Source organism: Hymenobacter mucosus, assembly GCF_900188255.1.
In the GTDB taxonomy this organism is placed as follows: Bacteria; Bacteroidota; Bacteroidia; order Cytophagales; family Hymenobacteraceae; genus Hymenobacter; species Hymenobacter mucosus.
In genome coordinates, this window is record NZ_FZNS01000006.1 from 124,168 (window position 1) to 150,310 (window position 26,143).

Annotated in this window: 19 protein-coding genes; 8 read left to right on the top strand and 11 right to left on the bottom strand. The window is 57.2% G+C overall.

What is annotated here, in order from left to right:
* Positions 1–116: 116 nt before the first annotated feature.
* Positions 117–1,421, bottom strand: a complete 1,305-nt coding sequence (locus CHB83_RS15200; RefSeq protein ID WP_089333232.1) for a DUF349 domain-containing protein — start codon at positions 1,419–1,421, stop codon at positions 117–119.
* Positions 1,422–1,823: 402 nt separating this feature from the next.
* Between CHB83_RS15200 and ettA the strand changes: the two genes are divergently transcribed.
* Positions 1,824–3,491 carry an energy-dependent translational throttle protein EttA gene (gene ettA / locus CHB83_RS15205; protein WP_055562376.1) on the top strand — a complete coding sequence of 556 codons (1,668 nt, stop codon included), beginning with the start codon at positions 1,824–1,826 and terminating at the stop codon, positions 3,489–3,491.
* 92 nt (positions 3,492–3,583) lie between these two features.
* Here ettA and CHB83_RS15210 read toward each other — a convergent pair whose 3' ends face one another.
* A complete protein-coding gene (locus tag CHB83_RS15210) occupies positions 3,584–4,111 on the bottom strand; it encodes an inorganic diphosphatase (protein WP_089333233.1) in 528 nt (175 codons plus the stop codon).
* Between the two features lie 117 nt (positions 4,112–4,228).
* Positions 4,229–5,851: a Na+/H+ antiporter gene (locus CHB83_RS15215; protein WP_089333234.1), complete on the bottom strand. Its 1,623-nt coding sequence runs from the start codon at positions 5,849–5,851 to the stop codon at positions 4,229–4,231.
* Between the two features lie 240 nt (positions 5,852–6,091).
* Here CHB83_RS15215 and CHB83_RS15220 point away from each other — a divergent pair, with 240 nt between their 5' ends.
* Entirely contained in the window at positions 6,092–7,054 is a 963-nt protein-coding gene (locus CHB83_RS15220) for an HNH endonuclease (RefSeq protein WP_089333235.1), read from the top strand.
* A 48-nt stretch (positions 7,055–7,102) separates the two neighbouring features.
* On the opposite strand, the gene CHB83_RS15225 is transcribed toward CHB83_RS15220, so the two are convergent.
* Together CHB83_RS15225 and CHB83_RS15230 are read right to left on the bottom strand one after the other, a co-directional pair.
* The gene (locus CHB83_RS15225; protein WP_089333236.1) at positions 7,103–7,774 is read right to left on the bottom strand and encodes a helix-turn-helix transcriptional regulator; all 672 of its coding nucleotides are present in this window, start codon (positions 7,772–7,774) and stop codon (positions 7,103–7,105) included.
* 363 nt (positions 7,775–8,137) lie between these two features.
* Positions 8,138–9,064: an SMP-30/gluconolactonase/LRE family protein gene (locus CHB83_RS15230; protein WP_089333237.1), complete on the bottom strand. Its 927-nt coding sequence runs from the start codon at positions 9,062–9,064 to the stop codon at positions 8,138–8,140.
* Between the two features lie 224 nt (positions 9,065–9,288).
* Here CHB83_RS15230 and CHB83_RS15235 point away from each other — a divergent pair, with 224 nt between their 5' ends.
* The 5 genes from CHB83_RS15235 to CHB83_RS15255 all read left to right on the top strand — a co-directional run bounded on the left by CHB83_RS15235 (position 9,289) and on the right by CHB83_RS15255 (position 16,786).
* A complete protein-coding gene (locus CHB83_RS15235; protein WP_045690097.1) occupies positions 9,289–10,287 on the top strand; it encodes a cation diffusion facilitator family transporter in 999 nt (332 codons plus the stop codon).
* Positions 10,288–10,350: 63 nt separating this feature from the next.
* Complete coding sequence (locus tag CHB83_RS15240) at positions 10,351–11,442, top strand: sensor histidine kinase (RefSeq protein ID WP_089333238.1); 1,092 nt, start codon at positions 10,351–10,353, stop codon at positions 11,440–11,442.
* A 329-nt stretch (positions 11,443–11,771) separates the two neighbouring features.
* Positions 11,772–13,346: an alpha,alpha-trehalase TreF gene (treF, locus tag CHB83_RS15245; RefSeq protein ID WP_089333239.1), complete on the top strand. Its 1,575-nt coding sequence runs from the start codon at positions 11,772–11,774 to the stop codon at positions 13,344–13,346.
* Between the two features lie 449 nt (positions 13,347–13,795).
* Positions 13,796–15,973: a T9SS type A sorting domain-containing protein gene (locus CHB83_RS15250; protein WP_089333240.1), complete on the top strand. Its 2,178-nt coding sequence runs from the start codon at positions 13,796–13,798 to the stop codon at positions 15,971–15,973.
* A 144-nt stretch (positions 15,974–16,117) separates the two neighbouring features.
* The gene (locus tag CHB83_RS15255) at positions 16,118–16,786 is read left to right on the top strand and encodes an SOS response-associated peptidase (protein ID WP_089333241.1); all 669 of its coding nucleotides are present in this window, start codon (positions 16,118–16,120) and stop codon (positions 16,784–16,786) included.
* A gap of 518 nt (positions 16,787–17,304) precedes the next feature.
* On the opposite strand, the gene CHB83_RS15260 is transcribed toward CHB83_RS15255, so the two are convergent.
* The 3 genes from CHB83_RS15260 to CHB83_RS15270 all read right to left on the bottom strand — a co-directional run bounded on the left by CHB83_RS15260 (position 17,305) and on the right by CHB83_RS15270 (position 19,644).
* On the bottom strand, positions 17,305–17,571 hold the full coding sequence (locus CHB83_RS15260; protein ID WP_045690104.1) for a hypothetical protein: 267 nt from the start codon (positions 17,569–17,571) through the stop codon (positions 17,305–17,307).
* A 259-nt stretch (positions 17,572–17,830) separates the two neighbouring features.
* Positions 17,831–19,009, bottom strand: a complete 1,179-nt coding sequence (locus CHB83_RS15265) for a S1 family peptidase (protein WP_052695531.1) — start codon at positions 19,007–19,009, stop codon at positions 17,831–17,833.
* Positions 19,010–19,056: 47 nt separating this feature from the next.
* Positions 19,057–19,644 carry an RNA polymerase sigma factor gene (locus tag CHB83_RS15270; RefSeq protein WP_045690105.1) on the bottom strand — a complete coding sequence of 196 codons (588 nt, stop codon included), beginning with the start codon at positions 19,642–19,644 and terminating at the stop codon, positions 19,057–19,059.
* A 135-nt stretch (positions 19,645–19,779) separates the two neighbouring features.
* Between CHB83_RS15270 and CHB83_RS15275 the strand changes: the two genes are divergently transcribed.
* Positions 19,780–20,031, top strand: coding sequence for a hypothetical protein (locus CHB83_RS15275; RefSeq protein ID WP_045690106.1), 252 nt, complete (start codon positions 19,780–19,782; stop codon positions 20,029–20,031).
* 294 nt (positions 20,032–20,325) lie between these two features.
* On the opposite strand, the gene CHB83_RS15280 is transcribed toward CHB83_RS15275, so the two are convergent.
* The 3 genes from CHB83_RS15280 to CHB83_RS15290 form a co-directional block, all read right to left on the bottom strand.
* Entirely contained in the window at positions 20,326–22,080 is a 1,755-nt protein-coding gene (locus CHB83_RS15280; RefSeq protein WP_089333242.1) for a hypothetical protein, read from the bottom strand.
* A 121-nt stretch (positions 22,081–22,201) separates the two neighbouring features.
* The gene (locus CHB83_RS15285; RefSeq protein WP_089333243.1) at positions 22,202–24,502 is read right to left on the bottom strand and encodes a DUF4175 family protein; all 2,301 of its coding nucleotides are present in this window, start codon (positions 24,500–24,502) and stop codon (positions 22,202–22,204) included.
* Complete coding sequence (locus CHB83_RS15290) at positions 24,499–26,085, bottom strand: BatA domain-containing protein (protein WP_179225539.1); 1,587 nt, start codon at positions 26,083–26,085, stop codon at positions 24,499–24,501. Before CHB83_RS15290 ends, CHB83_RS15285 begins: the two co-directional genes overlap by 4 nt.
* Positions 26,086–26,143 lie beyond the last annotated feature (58 nt).

The window sequence follows — 26,143 nt, forward strand, 5'->3', positions numbered from 1 at the left end:
AAGGTTGGCAAAAAGTGGGCGGCCGCAAATATCCGGCCGGTGTATGAGGCCTGACACCGTTACAGGTGCAGGGTTGCTTCGGAAAACGACAACGTAAAACGTAGCCGAAAGTTGGGTTAGCTAGCCAAGCGCTGGCGTAGCATCTCAATTAGGTCGTTTTTGGTGCGAATTTTCCGCTCGAAAGCGCGAATCTTCCCTTGCAGCATGGTTCGGAATGCGTCGTTGCCAGGTGAGTCGTTGAGCTTGCCCAAGTTCTCTTCTAGCACCTCCTGCTCTTGGCGGTCGTGCTTGATGAAGTCGCGTAGCGCCAGAATGCGCTGGTTGGTCTGATCTTGGGGCGTGCCGGGCTCAGCACCAGGTTGGCGCTTACGAATGTAGTGCTCCAAGGCACTTAATTCGAATACCTTATCGCACGCCAAAATGAACTGTTCCCACACGCGGTCTGATTCTTCGCCGCGTACGGGACCCACTTTCTTCCAAGCAGCTTGCAGCTCCTTAGCCCGCGACACGGCCTCCGACATGGGACGCTTTAGCAGGGCTTGAGCTTCGGCTACGAGGGCCCGCTTGCGGCTGAGGTTATCTTCGCCAGGGGAGGCGGTTTGCTGCTCAGCACGCTTGCTTTCGATGTGCACTTTCAGGCGCTCAAAGAAGTGGTTATGGGCGGCGCGGAAACGTGTCCACAGGTCGTTGGCCTGCTTGCGGGGGAGAGAGCCGTCAATTTCCTTCCACTCCTGCTGAAGTTGTTTCAGCTTGCGGGTAGTTTCCTCAAACTCGTTTGAGTTTTGCAGGGCCTCTGACTTGTGAATGAGCTCTTTGTACCGGTCGTATACGCGGTTGGTCATGGCCTTCTTCTCGGCCAGGAACTCCTTTTTATGCGCAAAGAACGTATCTACGGCCGCCTGAAAGCGTGCTTCCAGCTCGTCGATGAGGTGCTTCTCTACGGGGCCGGTTTTTATCCAGCCCTGGCGCAAGTCCTTGATCTTTTCGCTGCCGGCCTGCCAGTCAATGGTATCGGCTAGCGCCTCTACTTCCTGAATTAGGCTGATCTTGGTGGCCAGGTTTTTCTCGCGGTTGCGGCCGATAGTAACCTTAATGCCCTCCTCGGCCTCCGTAAGGCGGCGGTGTAGGCCTTCAAAGTCACCCAGGGCATCATAGCTTGCTACCTGCTCCTTGAGGTGCAGGGCTTTCATGAGGAAAGAGCCTTTGTTTTCAGATTCCTCAATCTTCTGGAGAAGGTCTTCCACTTTAGTGCGAAAGAGCCCGAAGCGCTGGGCGAAGTATACCAGCGAGGCATCAGCCGATTCTTTGACTTGGCCGACCTGACGGGCCGGTAGGTCTAGTAGTGGACGAAGCCACACCTGGTCGCCCTCGATGTAGCCGTATCGACGGGCTTCGGCCAGCAGGTGGTCGTGTTGTTCCATAATCAGATAGAGGGGAGCGAATAGGTGGAAAGGTCGGAGGTTAAGCCAAAAGGGTGTACAAGTTTACGGTTTGTCGACAAATTCCTCAGTCGTGGGCGGTCGTGGATTCTTTCACAGTGCTGCCTACCTTTGGCCAACAGCTTAGCAGACGGAAGCTCCCGTTTCGTTTGCAAAACTGCCGTTATAGCACTGTGAGGCTACGCACAGAAAGCCAACGCGGTTATCATCAGGACCCAAGATACAGGTAGGAGCGAATACCTCTTATCGTTTTTCGGTTGAGTAGTAGTAGAATTTACATCCGCAAAATAGGAAGCAAATTGGGCTACACAACTTCATAAATCGGCCACGGCCCGACTTTTCATCGGCTTTTACATGTCTTTCGCACGCTAGTACATCCTTCATATGAGCGACCAACCTACCATTATTTTCTCGATGGAGAGGGTAAGTAAGATTTACCCCCCTCAGAAGCAGGTTCTCAAAAACATCTACCTCTCGTTTTTCTACGGCGCCAAGATTGGCGTGCTCGGTCTTAACGGCTCGGGTAAGTCTTCGTTGCTGAAGATCATTGCTGGCGTTGACAAGCAAATTCAGGGCGACGTGGTATGGTCTCCGGGCTATACCGTGGGCTACCTGGAGCAGGAGCCCCAGCTTGATCCTGCCAAAACCGTGTTGGAAGTAGTGCAGGAAGGCACTGCCGAAACCGTAGCGCTGCTCAAAGAATTCGACGAAATTAACGAGGCCTTCGGGGCTGAGGATGCCGACTTCGACAAGCTGCTGGAGCGCCAAGGCACCGTGCAGGAGCGCCTCGACCAGCTCGATGCCTGGAACCTCGACAGCAAGCTGGAGCGTGCCATGGACGCCCTGCGCACCCCCGCCCCAGATGCCATTATTGGCAACCTCTCCGGGGGGGAGAAGCGCCGCGTAGCCCTGTGCCGCCTGTTGCTGCAAGAGCCCGACGTGTTGCTGCTGGACGAACCAACCAACCACCTCGACGCCGAGAGCGTGCTGTGGCTGGAGCAACACTTGCAACAGTACAAAGGCACCGTCATTGCCGTAACCCACGACCGGTATTTTCTCGACAACGTGGCCGGCTGGATTCTGGAGCTGGACCGCGGTGAAGGTATTCCGTGGAAGGGCAACTATTCTTCGTGGTTGGAGCAGAAAGCCAGCCGCTTGGCTCAGGAAGAGAAAACCGAGAGTAAGCGCCAGAAAACCCTACAGCGCGAGCTGGAATGGGTGCGCATGGCGCCCAAGGCCCGTCAGGCCAAGAGCAAGGCCCGCCTTGCTGGCTACGATAAGATGGTGAACGAGGACGCCAAGGAGAAGGAGCAGAAACTAGAACTATTTATTCCGGACGGTCCGCGCCTGGGAGCTCAGGTAATCGAAGCCGAAGGCTTGACCAAGGCGTTTGGCGACAAGCTGCTGTTTGAGAACCTGTCGTTCAACCTGCCCCAGGGTGGCATTGTGGGCATCATTGGGCCAAACGGCGCGGGCAAGACTACCCTGTTCCGCCTCATCACCGACCAGTTGCAGCCCGACGCCGGCACATTCGTGGTTGGCCCCACGGTGCAAACCGCCTACGTAGACCAGCAACACGACACGTTGGAACCCAACAAGTCGGTGTTCGAAACGATTTCAGGCGGCACGGAGACTATGCTGCTCGCGGGCCGGCAGGTAAACTCCCGTGCCTTCGTGAGCAACTTCAACTTCCGCGGCGGCGACCAGGAGAAGAAAGTAGGCAGCCTGTCAGGTGGCGAACGGAACCGCGTGCACCTAGCTACTACCCTCAAGCAAGGGGCCAACCTGCTCCTGCTCGACGAACCTACCAACGACCTAGACGTGAATGCCATCCGGGCCCTGGAAGATGCTCTGGAGAACTTCGCCGGCTGCGCCGTAATCATCAGTCACGACCGGTGGTTCCTGGACCGTCTGGCTACCCACATCCTAGCCTTCGAGGGCGACTCGCAGGTAGTGTGGTTCGAGGGTAACTTCTCCGACTACGAGGAAGCCAAGAAAAAGCGCCTTGGCGACGTGGAACCCAAGCGGGTTCGGTACCGCAGCCTGGGGTAGTAATTGGTTCTTTTGCTAGCTCTGACATGAAAAAGCGGGTCCTACTTCACCTTGAGTGAGGTAGGACCCGCTTTTTCGTGGCTTGCTGGTGCTTAAACCAAAGCTTGCGCCAACAAAGTGTGGGCCTTTTTTGAGCCTACGCGGTGAAGTACTTTAATCTCGCCGCCTTTTACGGAGTTGTAGGAGCTGAAAAAGTGCTCGATTTCGTGGAGCATTTCGCCGGAAAGGTCCGTGATTTCGTGAATGCCTTTGTGCAAGCGGGCATTAGCAGCCACGGCTAACAGCCGGTCGTTGCGCACAATGGAGCCATCGTCTTCGCGCTGCTCAATCTCAAGCGCACCAATCAGGCGAGCTTCTACTACGCAACCCGCGAAAGTGGGAGCATCCAGCAGGAGCAGAACATCGAGTGGGTCGCCGTCTTCCGCTAGGGTAGAGGGCACAAAGCCGAAATCGTAGGGAAAGGTGTGGCCTTCCGGTAGCACCCCCTTCAGCATAAACACACCTAGCTCGGGTTCAAACGCTACTTTGTTACGTTCGCCCCGGGGCGTTTCAACGACTACGTGGATAAGGGTACGCGAATGGGCAGTGTGCGCCGGTAACTGATGGAGGGGAGTAGACATACGTAGAGCAAAAAGTTGGCTTGGTCTACGGTGCAGAAGGGGGGTAGCGTTATAGTCGGGGTTGAAGATAAAAGTGAATGCAAAGCTGTATTCGGCAGACTTTCAGGGAGATGCAGTTTAGTGCGGCATGTGGCTGATCTTGGCTTCGTCGAGGTCTAGCTGGGCTTCCTGATGGCGCAGCATTTCTTCTTCAAACTCATCTTCGTGGCGTAGCACAAACAGTTCTTCCCGCTGCACGTGTAGCACATCGAGCAGCACTTGGTGGTAGCGCTGCAAGGCCTGGCGCTTCGACTCATCGTAGTCGAGGGCTTCGAGCAAGTTGCCGGTGCGCTGGGCCTCCGCCTGCATGCGCTGCTGTAAGGCCCTGATCAACTCATTCTGTTGCAAATCGTCCGCGTAGTGCTGGGCCATGTGCGAGAGGGCTACCCGCCGTAGGCGCAGCCGAATGCCCGCTTCCTGTTCCTCGGGCGGGATGCGCTCCTCTAGTTCTGCTACCCCGGTGAAACGGATAAGCGCCGGTAAAGTCAAGCCCTGAAAAACCAGCGTGATGAGTATCACCACAAACGTGATGAACAAGATAAGATTACGTTGCGGAAAGGCTTGCCCATTGCTGAGCAGTAGCGGCACCGACAAAGCCGAGGCCAAGGACACAACGCCCCGCATCCCGGCCCACCCGATAATTAAAGGGCCCTGCCAGCCGGGGCTGGTTTCACCAGTTCGGATGCTGTGGCTGAGTAAGCGTGGTACGAAGGCCGCCGGAAACATCCACAGCAACCGAATCAGAATGACGATGCCGCTGATGATGAGGCCATAAGAAATGGCTTCCCGAAGTGAGTAGCTGCCCAGCCCGCCTACCACCACGGGTAGCTCCAAGCCAATCAAGATAAACACCAGGCCATTGAGGGCAAAACCCACGCTGGCCCACACGCTGTTGGCTTGCAAACGCGTGTCGGCATCGAATACGCGGTGGGAGCGGAAGGACAACAAAAGCCCACCGCTTACTACGGCCAGCACTCCCGAGAAGTGAAACTCCTCGGCCAGGAGGTACATCCCGTACGGGGCAATGAACGTGAGCACCGTGTTGATGCTGGGCGTAGTGGGCAGGTAACGGTGAATCAGGTAAAATACATGGGATACCACCAGCCCCACCACAATACCCATTCCGCTAACCAGCACAAAGCTGGTAGCTGCTTCGTGCCAAACAAACGTGCCCGAAACCACAGCGGCCAGCGCAAACCGAAACACAATGAGGCTGCTGGCATCATTGATCAGGCTTTCTCCTTCTAGGATGCTTGTCACGCGCCGCGGCACTTTCACACCTTTCAGCACTGAGGTAGCAGCTACAGCATCGGGCGGGGAGATGATGCCGCCCAGCAGGAACCCCAGCGGCAGCGTGAAGCTCGGAATCATGGACCGAGATACGTAGGCCACAATGCTGGACGTGAAGAACACGAGCCCGAAGGCCAGCAACCCGATGGGGCGCTTCCACCGCCAGAAATCCTGCCAGGAGGTTTCCCAAGCTGCTTGGTACAACAGGGGCGGCAGGAAGATGAGAAAGATTAAATTGGGGTCGATGGTAATGGCCGGCAAACCCGGTATGAAGCTGAGTGCCAGGCCCGCCAGCACCAGAAAAATAGGGTAGGAGATGCGCATTTTCTGCCCCAGCATGACCAGGAGCAACATGGCAAACAACAGCCCCAAAACCAGCAAAATATTTCCGTGCAGGGTGCTTTCGTGCATCAGGAGAAAGTAGGGTAACTATGGTGAAACAACTGGCCGCCATTACAGAACCAGGCAAGCTCAGCGGCACCTGTCCGAAACAAGCCAGCGCGCAACTATGCGGGTAGGTGGTGGCCGAGCGCCGAGGTACAACCAGTAGCCTCAGGTAGCGGCCGGGGCGGAAGGTAGCGGCTCCATAGGTAAAAGGCTACTGCGAGAGCAAGCTTCTGAAAACAACGGCCTCGTTACCTTGCGGCCCTCATGCTCCATCTCGACCAATATCGTCGTCGCTTTCAGAAGCTACGCGTAGCCCGCAGCCGTCAGCACGGCGAGGCGCCTTACAAGCCTGCCTTGCTGCTGGCCGTCCTCGATGGAGTAGAAGACGGCTCTATCCTGGACAATCGAATTTATATTACTCCGGAACTGCTGGCGGCTTTTCGCAGCCTCTGTCGCGACTTAAGCACATCGGCCCTGTTTCGCGCCAACGATTTTTCCCTGCCTTTCTACCACCTCACCGGCGACGGGTTCTGGCACCTGCACACTCAACCGGGTATGGAGCTGTTGCTCACGGCGTCCCGCTCGGTTAAGAGCTTTCGCAGCCTTCGCGAAACCATCGACCACGCGGCCCTCGACCCCGCACTGTGGGCGCTGGTGCAAGACCCGGTGGCGCGCACTGAGTTGCGCCAAGCCTTACTGCTGCGCTATTTCCCGCAGACGCGCTTTCGCTACCAGCCCGCGGCCGGCCCACAGGCATTGGCTGTCATTAGGCGGCAGATACTGGAGGAGCCCGCCGCCATATACCGTACCCATGTGGCCGCCACCGATGAGCTTGATACTGCCGTGCGCAGTGGCCTCTTTAAGCGGCTGGTGCTGGAAGCCTACGACTATACTTGCGCCATTTCGGGGCTGAAACTTTTGAGCACGCGCGGCGCGGTGGCTCCGCTGCTGGATGCTTGTCACATTGTGCCCTGGGCTCTCAGCCACGATGATACGCTGCCCAATGGCTTCGCTCTTACGCCTACCCTGCACCGCGCCTTCGACCGTAAGCTGTTGTGGGTAGATGACGACTTCCGGGTGCGCATTGCTGATGGCTTCGCGGAGCTGGCCGGTGCCGAGCATGGTATTCAGCGTTTTGAGGGCCAACCCGTGCGCTTGCCAGCGGTGCCCGCCTGGCAGCCCCGCCGCGAAAACTTTCGTGCGCAGCGGACTGGCATCCTGCCATAGGGGACGGTGCCCACCTGCTGCCGCGTTGCCGCCGTCCGTAGCGCACGGTCAGCCAATGAGAACGGCATCAGCGCACATGGTACTGAGCACGACGCCTACCCAGCCCTGGCGCATGGCCTGCACCACCAACCCCACCAGCGTACGAACACCAGCTTTTTGAAGCAAGGCCCGTCGGTGGCTTTCCACGGTGCGCACGCTTACGCACAAGTGGTCGGCTATTTCCTGGTTGCAATGGTCATTTACCACTAGCCGCAGCACATCCAGTTCCCGTCGGCTGAAAGGGGTAGGCGTTAGCAAGTTGCGGGAAGCGGATGGAGAAGGGCTCGGTTGGTCTGCCACCGCGGATACATATTGGCGAAACAGCGCGGCCACCGTGGCCGGTGCTGCGTGGCGCGGCAGCCACGCGTGCGTAGCCGACCGCTCGGCCAGAAACAAGCGTAAATCGGGCGGTAGACGGTTGCTGGTGAGCAGCAACACCGGCTGGGCGCTACGGATGGCTTGCAAGCGGCGCAGAAAGGAGGCAACGGAGTCCGTGAATAAAGCGCAATCCAGCACGACTACAGCGTACGAATGCTGATAAAGTAGGGCTGGAATGGCAGCAGGATCGGTTTGTACAACCACATCTAAGCCCGGCCACACCTCACTAAGCATGGTAAGAAGGCCTTGCCGGTGCAGCGTTGGCAGCGCCACCACGAGTACGGAACCAGAGAGGGCATACATAGTCGGACCACGTAAGGATGTACGTTACTAATCGATGGGTAGTACTAGGTGTGTAGTAGTCAACCCCAACCACAAAAGCCGAGCGCGCGATTCTGATATGAATATAATAGTTATATAAATAATAAGTTTAATTATATATTAAATAAATCTAATGAAATCCTGCCCGTAGCTTAAACCACCTGCTAATAAGTTGTATGCTACGAGGCAACATGCTGAACTTCATATAGCTTACAGATAAAAGGACTGCATCTATTTACAGCAAAAGCCACCCTACATGAGGTGGCTTCTGCAAGATGAATTCCAGGGGCTGGTCGCTTATCAGCCACGGCTTGGGTGGCCGGGCAGTTGCTAGTTGGAACGGGTTTAAGCTCCTCTAACCCGCATAGGGAGAATGTATACAGCCTCGGAGGCCGTGATAAACAGGGTTTTGCGGTCTTTACCCCCGAAGCAAACATTGCCCGTCCAGGGCTCAGGAATAGCAATGTGCTCAATCTGCTTGCCCGCGGTGTTGTATACCGTAACCCCTTGGCCGGTTAAGTACACGTTGCCTTCGTTGTCAATGGTCATACCATCAGAGCCCTGCTCTACAAACAGCTCACGATTCGTGAGCTTCCCATCGGCGGTTATCTGGTAGCGGTAGGTTTTGTTGGCTTCAATGTCGGCCACGTACAGGTGCTTGCCATCGGGAGTACCAATGATGCCGTTGGGCTTCTGCAGCTGGTCGTCCACTACCACGGGCGTAGCGCGGTAGTTAGCCAAATAGTACAGCTTCTGGCCACCCAGGCTAGTGTCGGGCGTCGTGCGGGTCCAGTAGTCGCGCTGGTAGTAAGGGTCGGTGAAATACAGGCCTTCTCCTTTCGGGTTAATCCACAGGTCGTTTGGGCCATTTAGCCGGTGGCCCGCTACGTCTTTAAGCAGCACCGTGTGCTTACCATCTGGCGTAATAGACCACAGTTCATTATTCTCGTCGGCGCAGGCTATCAGGTTGCCCTTTTTATCGAAATACAGCCCGTTGGAACGGCCCGCTTGTGCCAGGAAAACCGTCAGCTTGCCCGCAAGATCGTACTTCCAGATTTTATTGTTGGGCTGATCGGTGAAGTACACGTTGCCGGCTTTGTCTACGGCTGGGCCTTCCGTGAACTTAAACTGTTTGGCAACAAGCTTGGGTCTGCCCGCACCAGCAATAATGGAGCCGTCGGAGCCCTGTTGCTCACTTGAGGCTAGCGTGAAAGCACTGGCTACCACGCCAGTACCAACTAGGGCGAAGTAAAGAAGAAGGCTGTTTGTCATAGGAAGAAAGGGATAAGGCAGCCCGACGGTACCGGGCCAGGTGTGCGTAGATGATACGACAATAGTAACGTGCCCGCCGCATAAGTAGCCACGCAGTACCGTATAGTAGTAGGGTAGCACCGGTGCCAGTTAACCTGACCTGTAGCAGCCGCGGGCTGCTCGCAGCCGTATGTTACGTGTCTGCTTACGAGCACATTTCCCCCGCGCTTTTACCGTTCTCATCCGTGGCTACCTCTACCACCGTACCAGCTGCTCCGGCCGCCGAGCCCACTTCTTCCAAAGTTGCTATTGTAGCGGCGTTGGGGGCCAATTTGGCCATTGCTGTCATCAAGTTCGTGGCCGCTACCTTTACGGGTAGCTCGGCCATGATGGCCGAAGGTATTCATTCCGTAGTAGATACTACCAATGAGTGGCTGCTCCTGTTGGGGCTGCGCCAAAGCCAGCGGCCCGCCCACGAGGGACGGCCATTTGGCTACGGAAAGGAGCTGTACTTCTGGTCGTTTATCGTGTCCATCTGCATTTTTGGCATCGGGGGCGGTATCTCCATTTACGAAGGCATTCAGCACTTGCGCCATCCCAGCGCCCTGCAAGATCCCCTGTGGAACTACGTTGTCCTGGGCTTGGCCTTTCTGTTCGATGGCGCTTCTTTCCTGGTAGCGCGTCGCACCTTCAACGCTCAGCGCAATGGCCGCTCGTTCTGGTCGGCCTTTCGGGAAAGCAAGGACCCCTCCAGTTTTGTGGTGCTGTTCGAGGACGCGGCCGACCTGCTCGGTATTATTGTGGCTTTTCTGGGCGTGTTCCTGAGCCATCAGCTCCAGAATCCCTACCTCGATGGGGTAGCGTCCTTGCTCATTGGCGTTATCCTGGTAGTGGTAGCGGCCTTGCTGCTGCGCGAAAATAAAAGCTTACTACTCGGCGAGCCGGCAGATGCCGCTATACTCCGCGAGGTAGCCAGCCGCGCTCAGGCCGATGCGGCAGTAACGGCCGTAGCGGCTCCTCTGTCGTCTTACCTGGGGCCGCACGAATTGCTGCTGGTCTTGCGTGTAGAGTTCAACTCTACTCTCTCCGCGGCGGAGCTGACGACGGCAGTTGCGCGTGTGCAAGCAGCTATTCGGGCGGCTTATCCCGATATTCAACATCTTTATGTAGAACCGGCTTTTTTACAGGCCCAACCATCAGAAATCCAATCGACAACGGCCGTGCCGGTGGCGGGCGCACTGTAGCGCTTGCCCGCGCACAACGAGGATGTAACTCATGCGTATGGATTGATTCTATTCCCCTGCCAGATGTTTGATTTTGCGACCTTATTTCGTCCCTTGGCTGAGAAAAGCCAGCAGCTCTACTTCGTGTATCACGTTGAAGCGCAGCGGCTCGTGTACCTCAGCCCAGCCTACAACGATGTGTTGGGGCTGCCGAACGAAACGGCGAACGAAGATTTGCCCCGCTTGGTAGCACGCATCCACCCCGACGACCAGCAGTACGCTGCTTTACGCTTTCGCCACGTGCTGCAAGGCCGCTTTGTGGAAGATGTAGAACTGCGCTTGTCCCCGGCCAACGACCCGGCGGGGCCACCGCAGTGGCTGTGTTTTACGGCGCACTTGGTAGCTCAGGAGCCGGAGCTGACTTACGTGAGCGGCACCGTGCAAAACATCACCCAGTCGCGGGAGTACATAGATAATGCCGACCGGTACAACAAGAAGAAGAACACCGTTCTGGAAATTCTTTCGCACGACTTGGCGGGTCCCTTCATCATGCTCAAGCAGGTAGCGGGCTACGTTGGCGGGCGCGTTGAGTCGTTGCAGGATGCAAAGCTCAATGAGTTGATAAACGTCATGCAGACTACCTGCCAGGAAAGTGTCAACCTTATCCGGGACTTCGTGGATACTGAGTTCTTGGAGTCGGCGAATGTGCAGCTCAAACTCGACCGGGTAGACGTGGCCGCGGAGCTGCGTGAGATGACGCAGCAACTACAGGAAGCCGAAGAAAATCTGAACTTGAGCTTTCAGTTTGAGGGCCCCACCACTTGCTACTTTCATCTTGACCGCAACAAGATTATGCAGGTCGTCAATAACTTGTTTAGCAACGCCATCAAGTTCACGCCCGATGGCGGTACTATTCGCCTGCGTCTGGATGAGCAGCCTACGCAACTCATCATCACGCTGACGGACAACGGTGTGGGCATCCCTGCCCAGCACCAGAGCGTGTTGTTTGAGCGGTTTACCCCCGCTCGGCGGCCCGGCCTGCGCGGGGAAAAAACTACCGGCTTGGGCATGTCCATCATCAAAACCATTGTGGAGCTGCACCAGGGGCAAATTCAGGTAAAGAGCGAGCTTGAGAAAGGTACAACCTTCACTATCACCCTGCCGCGCCACGACTAGGTAGCCTGCACTACTGCTGGCAAGGTAGCTCAGCCGCAGTGCGCTAGATAATATGCCTTCTTATAGCCTGATGGTGCTACCAGCGTGTAGGTGCCATAGGCTGCTAGTGCGGTTGTTGCAGTTTTCTGGCCACAACCGCGTTGCTATTTATTCCCGGTGTGCTAGCCTACTAAGCCGGGGGCTGGTGGTTTCGGCTACTAATCAACGCTACCCACTGATGCAGAGTGCGTAGCTCCAGCAGGAGTCTACTATTCAGAAAGAGTTGTTTCATGTCTTTTCTTCTCGGTAGCACGTAATACTAGCTCCACTTTAGCTAACAGGCCTGTTGTATGAAGAAAGCCCTGCTCCTCTGCCTCTACTGCTTTACGCTCACCGTGTCGGCCCAACAGAAGGATTTACGCAGTCCTCGTCAGTTGTTCCCGGGTTTGTTTGAGGCAGTGCAGATGGGGCGCATCTTTCCCGACAATAAAACCTTTGTGGATGCTACCCCGCGGGAAGCGCCAGCCGTAGTGCTGGCTGCCTATGCGGAGCAGCGCCGCCTGCCCGGCTTCGATTTGAAGCGGTTTGTAGAAGCGTACTTTCAGCTTCCTGAGGCCTCTGCTTCGGGCTACCACACCAACATTGCTGGGGGGCTGCCCCGTCACCTCGATACCCTCTGGACCGTATTGCGCCGGCCCGGCCAAGACTCCGTAGCACCGTATGCGTCGCTGCTGCCTTTGCCAAATTCCTACGTGGTGCCTGGTGGTCGTTTCCGGGAGGTGTATTATTGGGACTCCTACTTTACGATGCTGGGACTACGGGTTAGCCACCGCCCAGAGTTGCTGCGGGGCATGGTCGATAATTTTGCCTACCTCATTACGCGCTACGGCTTTATACCCAACGGCAACCGCACGTATTACCTCACCCGCTCTCAGCCGCCGTTCTTTAGCCGCATGGTAGAGTTGTTGGCTCAAGAGCAAGGCGACACCGTGCTACGGCGCTACCAACCAGCCCTGCTGCGCGAGTACCAGTTCTGGATGGCTGGGGCCGACTCGCTGGCACCTGGTGCGGCGCGGCGTTCTGTGGTGCGCCTGGCTGGGGGCGAAGTCCTGAACCGCTACTGGGACCAGAGTGCCGAACCCCGGGAGGAATCTTACCAGGAAGACGTAACGGCTGCCCAGCGTAGCCAGCGCCCGGCCGCCCAATTCTACCGCGACGTGCGGGCCGCCGCAGCCTCGGGGTGGGACTTTAGTAGCCGCTGGTTTGTGCCTGGGCAAGGCTTAGAGTCCATCCGTACTACCGGTCTAATTCCCGTTGACCTCAACTGTCTACTCTATCAGTTGGAAAATACCCTGGCACGTGCTAGCCACCTGCGGGGCGATGAAGCGGCCAGCCGCAACTTTCAGAAACAAGCTGCCGCGCGTCGGAAAGCCATCCAACGGTACTGCTGGGACGCGCGCGCCAACTGGTTTGTCGATTACGATTGGGAGCAGCGTAAGCTCTCCCTGGTACGGACTTTGGCAGGAGTGTTTCCCTTGGAAAGCGGTATTGCTACCTCTACTCAAGCCAGCAAAACGGCCGCCGGATTGCGCCGCGACTTTCTACGCCCTGGCGGCCTGATAACCACGCTAGCCACTACCGGGCAGCAGTGGGATGCTCCCAATGCCTGGGCTCCCCTGCAATGGATGGCCGTGCAGGGCCTACGCCGGTATGGGCAGCAGGAGCTAGCTAGCACCATTGCGCAACGGTGGATTTCGCTTAACCAGATTGTGTTCCAGCAAACTGGCAAACTAATGGAGAAGTACAACGTTGAGAATATAACGGCACTCGGTGGGGGAGGAGAGTATCCATTACAGGACGGATTTGGGTGGACAAATGGCGTTCTGTTGGATCTTACGAAGCAATATCCCGCATACAGCCGATAATCTAGGTATTGTTCAATGGGCACGGCAGTGCCATCTCATCATTGGTAGCTTTTGTTCTTTTTTAGAACTTTAGATATTTTTTTTTGGGCTATTCAAAGTGTACGGCTGGCTCACAATAAGTGGCTGTGCGTTAGCAAGTTATATTGTTGTGCTTTTACGGGTCATATGAGGTGTAATTAGAATAGTTATATAATAACGATTAATTTAAATTATTGGCTTTTTCTGTCAATATTAGCTTGTCACTATATAAATAAACCATTGAAATAGTATTAGTTGTACAGAATAGTGTATAACGATTCGATTAATTATTGTAATAGTCCAGAGAACTTTGTTCTTTTATTTAATTATATCGAGATGAGTGTAAATTTTGTATTGTACAAATAATTGAAGAATCCTTCCTTGCCGCTACAAGACCTGAGTTTAATCCCACCGTTCCTATTTCTTACTAAATGAAAACACTTTTCCTCAACACCAAGCCGCGATTGGCTATTTCGTGGTGGCAAAAGGCTGCCCTGGTAGCTGGACTATCGGCAGCGGCACTGCCGAGCATGGCGCAAACTGCCTCCATGGCTTTTCCGCGCAACGAGCCGTTTACCGGTAATGCAGCCACTAACTTCACATTTGGGGGCACGGCCCGCCTGACCGGCGTAGGTGGCACCGACAACGACCCGGTTGGCTCCGGCTACCTTCGTCTGACCAACGCTACTACTAACCAGGCGGGGTACGTGATTGATAACGTGGGCTTTCCCTCTTCGGAAGGGTTTTCTATTTCCTTTGAGTTCTTCTCCTATGGAGGGAGTGGGGCCGATGGCTTCAGCGTATTTCTGGTAGATGCCGACAATCAGCCAGCCGACGGCTTCCGTATTGGTGCTACGGGTGGTTCATTGGGATATGCCCAGAAAGACATTAGCCCGATTGCGCCCGGCGTGTCAGGCGGCTACATTGGCATCGGTATTGATGAGTTTGGTAACTACTCCAACAGATCGGAGGGCCGTTCTGGAGGAAGCAACTTTTTAACCAACGAGAACAAGGTGCCTCACGGGGTAGCTATTCGGGGTGCTGGCAATGGCTCTGCTAACACCGACTACCCTTATCTAGTAGGTACCAAGCCCGGCGACATGGGCTTTACGCTGGATGTACCAACTGTACGCGCCCAAAGCGGCTCAGCGGACTACCGCCGCGCCTACATCGACGTGGTTCCGACGACATCGGGCAGCACAACCACGTACCTCATTAGCGTCAGGATTCAGCACGGTCTGGAGGTGCGCACCACGGTTGAGAACTTCACCGTACCAAAGCCCCCCGCCAACCTGCGTCTGGGCTTCTCGGGCTCTACGGGTACCTACACCAACGTGCATGAAATTCGCAACCTGAATATTGTGCAGGTGCCATTTGCTACCGACGATGTGGCCTCCACCAATTATAATCAAGCTACTGACGTTAGAATCCTCAACAATGACGTGGCTCCCGGTAGCAACATCGACCCCCGCTCTGTAGACCTGGACCCCTCAGTTACGGGTCAGCAAACCGAACTGAGAGTGGAGGGTAAGGGTACCTTCCGTGTCAACCAGAGTGGTGTTGTAACGTTCGAACCATCGGGCACCTTTGCCGGTACGGTTGTCATTCCATACACCATGCAGTCTATTCTCGGGGCTGCGTACTCTTCTAGCCCAGCTAACATCACCGTGAACGTAGCCGGGGCCGACGTAGCTGCCACGCTTACGGGGCCTGCCACGGCCACCGCCGGCGAGGAGGTTACCTACACCATCAAAGGCGCTAACCGAAGTGGCCTCACGGCTACGGATGTGGTATTGTCGATGCGGCTACCTGCCAACTTGCCGGCCGGCGCCGTTGCCCCACAAGCTGGTGGCACCTACTATCCCACAACGGGCCTAGTAACCTTCGACAAGGTAAGCTCCCTCAGCAGCGGGGCCCCAGCCATCGAACGACGGGTAACGGTAACGCTACCTAATAGCCAGACGGAAACCATTGCCAACAAGGCCGAAGCCTGGTCTGCGGTGCCTGACCCCGTAACGAGCAACAACGTTGCTACCCTCAACACCGGTATATCAGCTCCTTTACCCGTCGAGCTTCTGAATTTTGTAGCGAAGCCCGTAGGAAGCGACGCCTACCTAACCTGGGAAACTTCCTCGGAGTTAAATAGCCGTCATTTCGAGGTAGAGCGCTCCCAGGATGGGCGCACGTTTAAGCGCATTGCCACGGTAGCATCCAAGGGTACTACCCAGCAGCATTCTGCTTACGCGCATACTGATGCTCGCGCCGCCAGCATCTCGTCGCAGCCTATTTACTACCGGTTGCGGCAGGTAGATTTGAATGGCAAGGCCAAATACAGCCAAGTGCAAACCGTGCAGTTTGGGCAGGAGCACCAAGCCATTATGGTATATCCTAACCCCGCCAACATCGCGGCCACACTCGACCTGACGGCTCTGCCCGTGGGTACTTATAGCCTCACCATATACGACGTTGTGGGCCGTCTAATTCTGCAAACGCAAGTTGCAGGCGGCGAGCTAAATCCCTTGGGAGTGGAGAAGATGCCCAAGGGCATGTATCTACTGCGAGTAAAGGGGCACGGCTTCTTCCGCAATCTGCCCTTGGTGCGGGAGTAGCAGCATCCTGCGGGGTAGCAGCCACTTACCACAAAAAGCGCTGGCCTATGCAGGTCAGCGCTTTTTATGTTCTGCCCAGAGTGAATAGCCGTAGTCGAATGGCGTTCTATTTCGTAGAAAGGATGGTTCTAACCGTTTTCTATCATGTGCGGACGTTATTCTCTCACGCCGGCCCCCGGCATCCTCGAAGACCGATTTGACGCTACGTTTGCTGCCCAACTTACGGGTCCAGCGTATAATGCGGCGCCATCACAGCAGCTGCCTGTTATTCTTAACACTGACCCGGGCAAGATTCAACTGCTACAGTGGGGCCTTATCCCAGGCTGGGTAAAAGAGCTGCAAAAAGCGCCCAAGCCCATTAATGCCCGCGCCGAGACTTTAACCGAAAAGCCTTCTTTCCGGCAGCTACTTCAGCGCCGCCGGGCCTTAATACCAGCCGATGGCTTCTATGAATGGCAAGCCACTACCAATGGCAAAATTCCTCATCGTATCCTGCGCCGCGACGAAGAAGTATTCGCCTTTGCTGGCCTCTGGGATGAGTGGCTAGACCGCACTACTGGTGAAGTGCTGCCCACCTTCACCATTATTACAACCGAGCCCAACGACCTCATGGCACCCATCCATAACCGCATGCCGGTAATCTTGAAGGACCGGGACGCAGAATTGGCGTGGCTCGATGACACAGTGCCGCTAGCTGCTCATCAAGAGCTGCTGCGCCCCCTACCAACTGAGCTGATGCGGGCCTATACGGTCAGCAAACTGGTAAATTCTCCGGCGCACAACAGCCCCGATGTGCTAGCGCCAGCAGCATAATCCAACCACAAGCCCCCGCTATGCTTACTAACCAAGAAGTCAATAAGCGTGGTGGGGGCTTATGTATGCAGATTGGTGCGTTGCCTGGTGGCTACTAACGGCGGAACACCTGCTTCTTATGCAAAGCGCGTGCGTAAGCAGGGCGAGGCAGCCGGCGGCCCTTCTTGCGCTTAAATAGGCTAAATCCTGGGCTGGGAAGCCCATGGACAGTAGTGGTACCAGAAACAGGAGCGCAAGATGCAGCCTCGCTAGGAAGCACAATAGCAACAGCAAAAAGTACGAGTAGGAGGTGTTTCATGGCATTTATGGAGTATATAATTGAACTATGACCTAATAATAAGAGAAACACTTTAATACTTGGATATTTAAATCCAATAAATGCTTGTTATGTTATAATTATGAGGATCAGAAACATGTTGCAATGAGGTTTCCATTCCCTTTTAGCTACCTCCTGTCACGACAAAAGGCCCTGTCAGCGCAAGCTGACAGGGCCTTTCTGGAGTCTATGAGGGCTCAGCCTAGTGGTGCGAGTCTTCGGCGTACTCGGTGGCTTTAGCCGCCGCAAATACAGCTAAGCCAGCCAGTACAGCTACCCCTAGGATGAGTTGGGTAGTAGTGAAGCGCTGGGATGCCTTACGTAGAAGTGTGCTGCCATTTTTCAGCAGATCATCTAGTTGGTCTTTGTCGCCGGTGAATACCTTATAGCCGCTTTGCAGGGTGTTAATGATATCCTCAGGCAGAATTTTTTCGATGTCCTTTTCTAGCTGGGTGCTGGGAGTGCTCATAATGCGGAAGGGAGAAACAGATGGATGAACATTCGGCGGCGCTGCCGCCGGAGTTCGTGTACGGCAAACCCTGCCTTTTTGATATAGCTCTGCTTGTATAAGTTGCGACAAGGCCGCGCCGAGTCATAAGCCAAAGGCTGGGATAAATGACCTCCTACCTAAACAACACCCTGTAACTGCTAAGGAGCACAGTGAAAGTAGCAGGCAACAAAAAAGGCCTCATCTACGGATGAGGCCTTTCTCTTTGGTTAGGAGTGGCTTATTCGTACACCTTCACCACGAACACGTAATCACGCAGCTTGCGAATTTGTTGAGGACGTGAGGTGCCTGCTAATTGGTTGGCCCGCGGTAAGTTGTAGGCCTGGCCGGCACCGGCAGCACTCAGAGAATCTACCAGTTTCATCAGATACGACGACTTGGTGGCAAAAGCCGCGCTTTGCACATCCATCTGCCGGCCGCTGATAATGCCAATCAAATTGCCCCGGTCGTCGAGCAGTGGGCCGCCCGAGTTGCCGGGGTTCACGGGAATGCTAATCTGGTAGAAACCCGTGTCGCCCTCAAAACCCGAACGGGCGCTCAACGAACCATCGTTGAACACGAGGTCTTCGCGGGGGTAGCCTAGGGTATACACTTTCTCACCTAAGTCCGACTGGCCCCGCTTGAAGGAGTAGGGCAAGCGGCCAAAGCCCTTAAAGTCTTTGTCTTTAATATGCAGAATAGCCAAGTCGTGGGCCACGTCTGTGAATACGGGTTCGGCGCGGTAGCGCTGCCGGTCACGGCTCTCGATCAGCAGAGAGTCGGCACCCTGAATTACGTGGTAGCTAGTTACTAAGTAACCATCTGCCGTGAGGGCAAAGCCAGTTCCGCTAAACTTGCCAGGGTTAATGATTTCGGGCTTCGCGTTGCCATCTACCTGGCTCAGAGTCCGGTTCATGGCTCGCTGGTTGCGCTTGATGCGCTCTACTTCGCGCCGTAGCACGGTGTAGCCATATAAAGAGCCAGAAGAGTTTTGCGCCGCCCGGTACATCTCCAGCCCAAGCAAGGTGGCAAATACGGCCAGCACCGCTACCGAGGCTGCCACCATCATGGTAGCGCGGTGACCATGCCAGAAGGTGCGCAGCTTTTCTTCCGTGCGTGAAATGCGCAGCAGTGGGCGAGGAGCCGTGCTAGTAGCAAAGGATTCTTGCGCAACCTCTGGGGTGATGCGTACTGCTGCTTCGGCATCCATTTCCGCCTGAATGGCGTGGAGCTTGCGGCGGGTAGCCAGCCGGCGCCCGTAAGCTGACAGGGTACCCGTCAGCTCCTCATAGTCTTGCAGGCGGCGGGCAAAGCCGGGGTCAGTAGCCAACCGATGCTCTAAGTCGGCCCGCTGGGGGGCGGCCAGCTCGCCAGAGCGGTAGGCATCAAATAAGGCGTAATAATCAGATTCGGTTTTCATTTCGTAGCGCGGGTGGGTGGTCCCGCCAGGTTCGGTGGCGCGGCCTCTTAGTAGTGCTCTTCTTCCTGATAGTGGTTGAAGAACAACTTCTTGAGGCGCACCAGACATTTATATTTCTGGTTCTTAGCATTGTCGGCGTTGGTATAGCCGAACTCCGCCGTGAGCTGCTGCATCGACTTGTCGAGCAGGTAAAATCCTTCTAAAAGCGAGCGGCATGGTTCTCCAATCCGGTCCAGCGCCTCCGCCATAGTGGCGAAGCGCCGGTCGCGCTCTTCGGCCAGCTCCAAGTCGGCCTCGGCGCCGGTTTCGAGGAAAGGCTCATGGTCATCGAGGCGGCCGCCAAAGCGGGTTTTCTCGGTAAGACGTTTCAGCCACAAGCGGCGGCACACGGCGTAGAGGTACGTTTTGATCTGGCAGCTCAGTTCCAAGGAGCCGTCGCGTACCTTCTCATAGAATACCATTACGCCCTCTTGGTACACGTCCTTTGCTTCGTCGTCGGTGCCGCTGTTTTGCAGCACGTAGTGCGAAATCATGGGGAAGTGCAGCCGGTAGAGCTGCGCCAGCGCCCGGTCGTCGCCGTGGCGGATAGCCGCCACAAACTCCTCATCGGTGTAGGAAGGTTGTCCCTTACCCATTCGCTTTGCTTATTAATACGTTGCCGTCCGGTTGGTAACCCGGTAAAAAAATATTTTCTACAGTTGGGTTACCATTCATCCAAGTAGGTATCAAGGACGTTTTTCGGACTAATTTTTTCAAACCTACTACCAAAAATGAAGAACCTCCTGAAGGTATCCGCTCTGGCTGTTGTATTCGCTGCTACCCTCGCTTCTTGCGGCGAGAACAAGACGGCTGAAGAAACCACTACCACCACTGAGGCTAGCACTGTAGAAACTGCTCCTGCTACCACGGATACCACTGCTGTAGCTGCTCCTGCTGGCGACTCTACCGCTGCTGATGCTGCTACCACCGCTGCTCCCGCTACTACGGAGTCGACTACCACGACGACGACTGAGCAGAAGTAATCACGCGCTGGCGTATGCCAGCGTGCTACTTGAAGGCCTGGGTTCTGTTCAACGGAACTCAGGCCTTTTTGCGTATAAAACGGCGGCACCAGCCTTCTGCATGGCATAGTAGCACACGCATACGCGGCTGGTGTTGTTGGGTTTTGTTGGCGGCAAGCCGTAAGATGCGGGCTCAACTTTTAGCTACCACTAGCCGTGCGAAGTTTTCAGGCAAGCAAAGCGAAGGCAGCATGCTTCTGACTACGTACGCAACAGGAAAAAGGCCGATGGGTGAGATTAGCAGGGGCTGACCCGTTAGAGTTTCTCCTCCAACCATAAGAAGCCTGCGCCGAGTAGAAACAGCACAAAGCCCCACCACCGAGACCAGGGTACTGAGGTAGTAGAGGCCGGAAGAACCGCATTAGAAACCTGCGTAGGCTGAGCCGCCCAAGCGGCGGCGGCGGCCTGCTGAGTTTGTAAGTGCGGGGTCATCCATTGGGTGGGGCTATACACGTACACCCACGAGGTAGCAGCTCCGCTGCTGAAACGGTGCCAGCCACTGGTAGTAGGCCAATAAGTAGCTGTTGCCCAATCTGGTATGTGCACATCTTGGTGCGGAGCCACGCGCACCGGCTGGCCCCCTGGAGGGGTTACTACAAGGGCCTGTGTGGTGCCGCTCAGGCGCAGGGTTAGTGGCGCGTTGGGCCGCGGCCAGGCTTGCTCCGCGGTGATAGTACCCGTTGGAGAAAGAGTAGGAGCCGCGGCCGATAGGAGCTGGCTCCAATAGGCACCGTACGTGGTGGCATTGCCCTGCAACATCCACGGGAACGTTTCGGTGAGCGTAGTCACCACAACTTGCCCCTGCCCAACGCGGCGGGCAGCAGCCACCGCTTGGTTCTGCGTGGTGGTTACCAGGGATTTAGCGGCGGAAGTAGAACGAAGCAAGGCGGGTACTAGCGCCGTAGCGCGGTCGGTGGCTCCGGCCCAGCGTACAACTTGAGGCTGTTGGGCGGCTGCACCAAAGCGCATTTCTAGCGCAAACGCAGAGCGGGCTGGTAACGCCCGTGGCAGGGTAGGGCTATCAGCCAGGAGTAGCACACCTGCTTGGCCTTCTTGCAGGGCGGCACGAAGCGCACCAGCTTCGGCCCCCGACAAAGCTGATACGCTAGCAGCATCGGCTACTACTACGTCGGTATGGCTAAGCAGGGAGGCGTTCAGACGAGTCAGATCAGCCGCCTTTTGATTCAAGAACTCGGTTTGGGTAAGGCCGCGGCTCAGGCCCGTGCGCAAGCTCACGGCGTGCCCCTGCTTTGCCAGGTAGTTTTTAAGAAAGCGAAACTCAAACGACGGAGTAGCGGCCAGTAGCAGCACGCGCAAGGGGCGGCTAGGAAGTATTTCTACTGGTAGAGGCTCTGTTTGTAGCTGGCTGGCTTGTGCTGAGGGGCGGGCGTCTAGTTCGTACACTGCCTGCCCCGGCGTTTTGGGGCGGAAGCTGACGCGAAAAGACCCTTTGCCCGTAGGAAGCTGCACCGAGTCGCGCAGGGCGCCTGCCGCGCGCAGGCGCACCCACACAGGCCCCGCCGGCAGGCCAATGTTATCGAACCACCCTTCTGCCACCCAGGGTTGCCCTACCTCTGGGCGCCGGGCCCAGGTAGCATGGCGAAAACCCGCCCCCGGCTTGGCTCCGTGGGTGATAAGTTGTATAGTGCCTAGGTCGGGTAAATCTGCGGCCGGAAGCCCCTGGCCTAGTACGTGCACTTGGCGTAGGGCCGGCACTTGGTGGCGCAAAACGGCCAGGTTAGTAAGTGCGGGGGTATCGGGAGAAGCGGTAGCGGGGTAGCGCCACAATGCCGTGCCAGGCCCCAACTGGCGTAGCAGATGGCGCAAAGTATCCGGCGAATAGCCATCCGTAAGTACCAGGGCTTCGTTGGTGGCGCGGGGTACGTGGTGCGTGGGCGGAAACGCCAGCAGCCACAGACCTGCTCCCGCGAGTAGTCCGGCCAGCAGCCTGCCGTAGCGCCACCGGGTATCAGGGCGCCGCCAGGCCGCTCGGATGAGCCCTACAGTCAAGAGCAAGCATAGCCCTAATACTAGCCAGAAGACTAACGGATATGTAGCAGAAACGGAAGGGGTTAAAAGCAGCACAGAGTCAGGAGCTAGAGCGAAGGGGGTGAAGGCAACAGCAGCATCGTTAGCGGCTTGTTGCCTCCAGTGCTTGGAAGTAGCGCCGGGCTAGTCGGTCGGCAGGGGCGCGGCGCTGGGGGGCGGGAGGAGTAGGGGGGAGCAAATCTGTCAGGGCTCGTTCTGCTAGCGGCAGGGCTGGCACGGGAACTGCGCGGCCAGCCCGCAATGCCCCACTAATGTCACGCAGAGCGCGGAGGGCGGTAAGGTAGCGGCCGGGCTGCTGCAGGGCTGCCCGTGTCAGCTCAGTGCCAGCACGGTCGAGGGTAGCGGCGGCGGTGCTTGGTACGGCCTGACCTTGGCGCAGGCGGCTCATGTGCTGCAAAGCCTCGCGCACGGTAGGTAGTGCTGCTGGGGTAGCTACTTGCTGCTGCCGTCGGGGCGCCTGCGTACCGGCCAAATCACCCGTGAGGCGGGTGGTAGCTTCGGGCATGGGTGGGGGCGTAAACCCGGCTTTTTTCACGTAGGCACGGGTTTGCTGCTGTACCTGCTTGAGCAGGCGCAGGGCTCGGTACTCAAACGGCAATGCTTCTTTGGGGCGACCGGTACGCAGGCGTAACTCGGCTTCCCACATCTGGCTTAGTACGCCCTGTAGCTTGGCTTTCACGGCGGGCTCCAGGAAATCGGCAGTTTCAGAGTCGTCGTGACGGTGAATGTAGGCTTCCATCAGTGCGGCCGTGGCTTCGGTACCCGCCGGAGCATTGGGGTCGGGTAGGGTGTGGCCGTGGTCGTGACCATCATCGGCCGTGTGTTCTTCGGCAGCATGGTCGGCGGTGGCGGGCTCTGCGTGGTCTTCGGCTACCACGGAGCCCAGGCCCGGTGCTTCTTCTGGCGTCTCCTCCGCTACGGGTGGGTGGTTTCCTTCCCCGAGACCATGGTCACCTTCCTCGCCTAAAAACTTGCCGTAGCGCAGGCGGAGCACCTTCTGGTCGAAGCCAATGGTGTTGGCCCGCTCTAGTAAGGTAGCGGCAGCCAAGCGGGGTTGTTCGGCCACCAACTTTTCCGTGTCAATGATGATTTGGCGCTGACTGCGAAAGTAAGCCGGAGCAGTATTAACGCCCAATGAGGCATCGAGAGTGCTGCTCGTAGCCGCAGTGTCCTCCCACTGCACCAGGTAGGTGTCGGAGCGGGTAGAATGTTGGTGGTTGTCCCAGGCCTGAATGTAGAAGTATACTTCGTCGCCATATGTTAGGCCCAGGACTGGTAGGCGCAACACGTGCTGTAGCGTAGCGCGTGTAGGCTGAGCGCCGCCCAGCCCAGCGCTGAGGTCGGTGGCTACTTCCCGAAACTTGACGGCCTCGCCTTGGCCCTGAGCAACGGTGGCTACTAGGCGGGCGCGAGTCAGGCCATAGTCGTCGCCGAGCGCCACGCGCACCGCCACTTGAGGCGGGTGCCCAAACTCCACCAGCGTGTACGCCTTGGGTGTGAGCAACCGCAGCGTGGGGGCTTGGTCGGCCTGGACATCAATAGCGTAATCATCGGAAACTTTCCCCGCGAAGCGCACCCGGTAGAGAGCAGACGATGTTACGTCCGCTTCCGTAGCATAGGCATCCGGCTGACCGGCCACGGCCCTCATGGGCAGCCGGCGCGGTCCTAGCTCTAACACGGGCGCGGCGGCACGGCCACTTACGCGCACTACCCAGCGCACCCGGCTGCCTTGAGGGCAGCGGAAAGAAGGCTGGGAGGCCGTGTACCCTGCCTGACGAGTATAGGTAGGTGGGCTTACGTGAATGGTGGTGCTACGTACAAGCGCTGGCACCACTTTTTCGCCCGCTACCGGCGCTTCCTGGAAGTGCAATTGCACCGCTGGCTCCGTCGTTGCTGACGGCCCAAAGGGTCGTAACCACCAAATAATAGCCGCGGCTACCAACAGGCCCGCAGTCAATAACGCAGGCTGCCTAAACGCTACGGGTAAAAGCGGAGTACCCGCAGACGCCAAGTGCTCCAGCCGCCGGCTAGTGCGTTGCTGCTGCAAAGATTCCAGCAGGTTGAAATCGGCGCTGTGTTGGAGAAGAAGGCCCGTACTATCTTCTAAGTCGGGATAACGCCGGTCTAGCTGGCGGGCCGCAGCCGCTATTGGGCTGCGAAAAATGCGAGCTAGTTGCCACCCTACCCCGCACAGCAATAGTACCCCGCTCACTAGCGCCAGCCAGCGCCAGGCCGGCCAGTAGGCTCCTACTACCCCCAGCAGCAGCAAGGCCGCTACCGTGGGTAGCACCACCGCCAAGGCCCGGCGCTGCAGCCAATTTTGGTGGAGCTTGGCAAGCACGGAGGAGGCTACTGGAGCAGGGGGGGGCGCAACACTACTCATGCGGCAGGAACGGATGAAGCGGAGGATTGAGCAAGACGGCGGGTAGCCAGCCACCTCTCCACGGCAAACAGTAGGCCCGCTGCTAGTACTACCCAGGGCGTAGAGTCGTGCACGGGGCCGCTCTGAGCGCTACTGACAGCAACTACCGATGATGGTGTTAGTTGGTTGCCAATGAGTTGCGTGGGATCTAGCTGGCGTGGGTCAAGGGAGTTTGTGCTGGTGGCGGGGGGCGCTAGTACCAGGGGGAGCAGTTGGCTGGGTAGCTCAGGGGAGTCGGCCAGCTCACTCCAGGTAGGAGCAAGGCGGGTGTGCAAATGGTATAGCAGACCACGACCAACTGCCTGCACGGAAAGCGCCGGACTTCCGTGGGCATCGGTCCAGAGCGCCCACGCACTGGTGTGCAGCGGCAGGGTATCGTGGCGCAGAAGGCGCACGGGAGGCTGTATGCTGCTGAAGGGCAAAGTAGTGGACACCGATGCACCTGAAGCTGGGGCATCTTGCCACAGGCGCATGCCCTGCTGCACCCGCTGGCGCCAAGCAACTGGTACGGGGGCGTCGCGCAGCCAGAACAGCCACGTGAGGGAATCAGTAAGCGGCGGAAGCTGGGTAGAAACAGTAAGGCGCGGCCGTATTGGCGCCACGGAGCCAGCCGCTTGCAGGGCAGCCCCCAACACGCGGGCATCGGGGGCGTGAGCCGCATCGTAGCTCACCCACCAGCGTGGAGTGGTAGCTTGCACGGGAACAATATAGGTAGTTGAGCCCGTGGTTACCCGTATGCGCGGTTGCCCGGCCTTGGGCTGGTAGGTAACCTGCGTTGGCGCTGGTAATATGGGGAGAATTGTTTCGGCCAGAGGGCGCCGCAACCGCAGGGGGCGTACGCGCACCGCAGTTTCGGAGCCGTGGGCCAGCACTAGTACTATGCTATCTGGGTGGGGCTGGTAGGCCGCTAGCAGCCACGTGGCAGAATCGGTGGAAGGCGGCACAGGGTGCCAAGTTACGTTGGCGGGTAGTGCGGGCCGGGTGCCCCGGAAGTTGCGCATCAGCAGTGGGGCTACCACTACCAGGGGGCGGTTGGGGAAGGAGTCGGCCGCTTGGCGTACCTGCGCCCACACGTTCGGGACTCCATCATCGGTAGCAAGTACTGAGTCGGGGGCGGTAGCGCGCAGGCGCGCAGTCCACGCTTCGGCTGAAAGTAGCGGAAGCCGCGGCCGCAGTTCCCGCAGCTCGTACCCACGGCGGCGAAGGGAGTCGATGGTAGGCTGAAGCGAGCTAAGTGCCTCCGCGGAAGCATCAGGGCTGAGTAACACCTGACCACGAGGGGCAGGAGCTGCCGCTTGCCAGCTTGGGTAAGCTAGGGCCAAGGCCAGCAGCCCCACAATGGCTGCTCGTACCAGCAGCAGTAGCAGCCCCTCAGGCTTGAGGCTACGTAAGCGGCGGTTGGCGCCTGTTTCCAGCCACCGTAAGCTGCCCACCTGCACTACCCGGCCGGGGCGCCTGTTCCAGAGGTAAATAGCCACTGGCACAGCCAACCCCAGTAGGGCCAGCACTCCGGCAGTAGCGTGTTGGAGGAAGAAGGCAGGCAAAGAGCTCAGGCAGTTAAGCGTGGAAACAAAAAGTCGTTCTTCGTGGCAGGAAAGCTGC

Coding starts and splice junctions, on each gene's coding strand:
- CHB83_RS15270 (WP_045690105.1), bottom strand. CDS start 19,644: ATGGGTAAGGGACAACCTTCCTACACCGATGAGGAGTTTGTGGCGGCT.
- CHB83_RS15215 (WP_089333234.1), bottom strand. CDS start 5,851: ATGCACGAAAGCACCCTGCACGGAAATATTTTGCTGGTTTTGGGGCTG.
- CHB83_RS15200 (WP_089333232.1), bottom strand. CDS start 1,421: ATGGAACAACACGACCACCTGCTGGCCGAAGCCCGTCGATACGGCTAC.
- CHB83_RS15220 (WP_089333235.1), top strand. CDS start 6,092: ATGCTCCATCTCGACCAATATCGTCGTCGCTTTCAGAAGCTACGCGTA.
- CHB83_RS15210 (WP_089333233.1), bottom strand. CDS start 4,111: ATGTCTACTCCCCTCCATCAGTTACCGGCGCACACTGCCCATTCGCGT.
- CHB83_RS15285 (WP_089333243.1), bottom strand. CDS start 24,502: ATGAGTAGTGTTGCGCCCCCCCCTGCTCCAGTAGCCTCCTCCGTGCTT.
- CHB83_RS15240 (WP_089333238.1), top strand. CDS start 10,351: ATGTTTGATTTTGCGACCTTATTTCGTCCCTTGGCTGAGAAAAGCCAG.
- CHB83_RS15250 (WP_089333240.1), top strand. CDS start 13,796: ATGAAAACACTTTTCCTCAACACCAAGCCGCGATTGGCTATTTCGTGG.
- CHB83_RS15255 (WP_089333241.1), top strand. CDS start 16,118: ATGTGCGGACGTTATTCTCTCACGCCGGCCCCCGGCATCCTCGAAGAC.
- CHB83_RS15275 (WP_045690106.1), top strand. CDS start 19,780: ATGAAGAACCTCCTGAAGGTATCCGCTCTGGCTGTTGTATTCGCTGCT.
- CHB83_RS15265 (WP_052695531.1), bottom strand. CDS start 19,009: ATGAAAACCGAATCTGATTATTACGCCTTATTTGATGCCTACCGCTCT.
- CHB83_RS15225 (WP_089333236.1), bottom strand. CDS start 7,774: ATGTATGCCCTCTCTGGTTCCGTACTCGTGGTGGCGCTGCCAACGCTG.
- CHB83_RS15260 (WP_045690104.1), bottom strand. CDS start 17,571: ATGAGCACTCCCAGCACCCAGCTAGAAAAGGACATCGAAAAAATTCTG.
- treF (WP_089333239.1), top strand. CDS start 11,772: ATGAAGAAAGCCCTGCTCCTCTGCCTCTACTGCTTTACGCTCACCGTG.
- CHB83_RS15230 (WP_089333237.1), bottom strand. CDS start 9,064: ATGACAAACAGCCTTCTTCTTTACTTCGCCCTAGTTGGTACTGGCGTG.
- ettA (WP_055562376.1), top strand. CDS start 1,824: ATGAGCGACCAACCTACCATTATTTTCTCGATGGAGAGGGTAAGTAAG.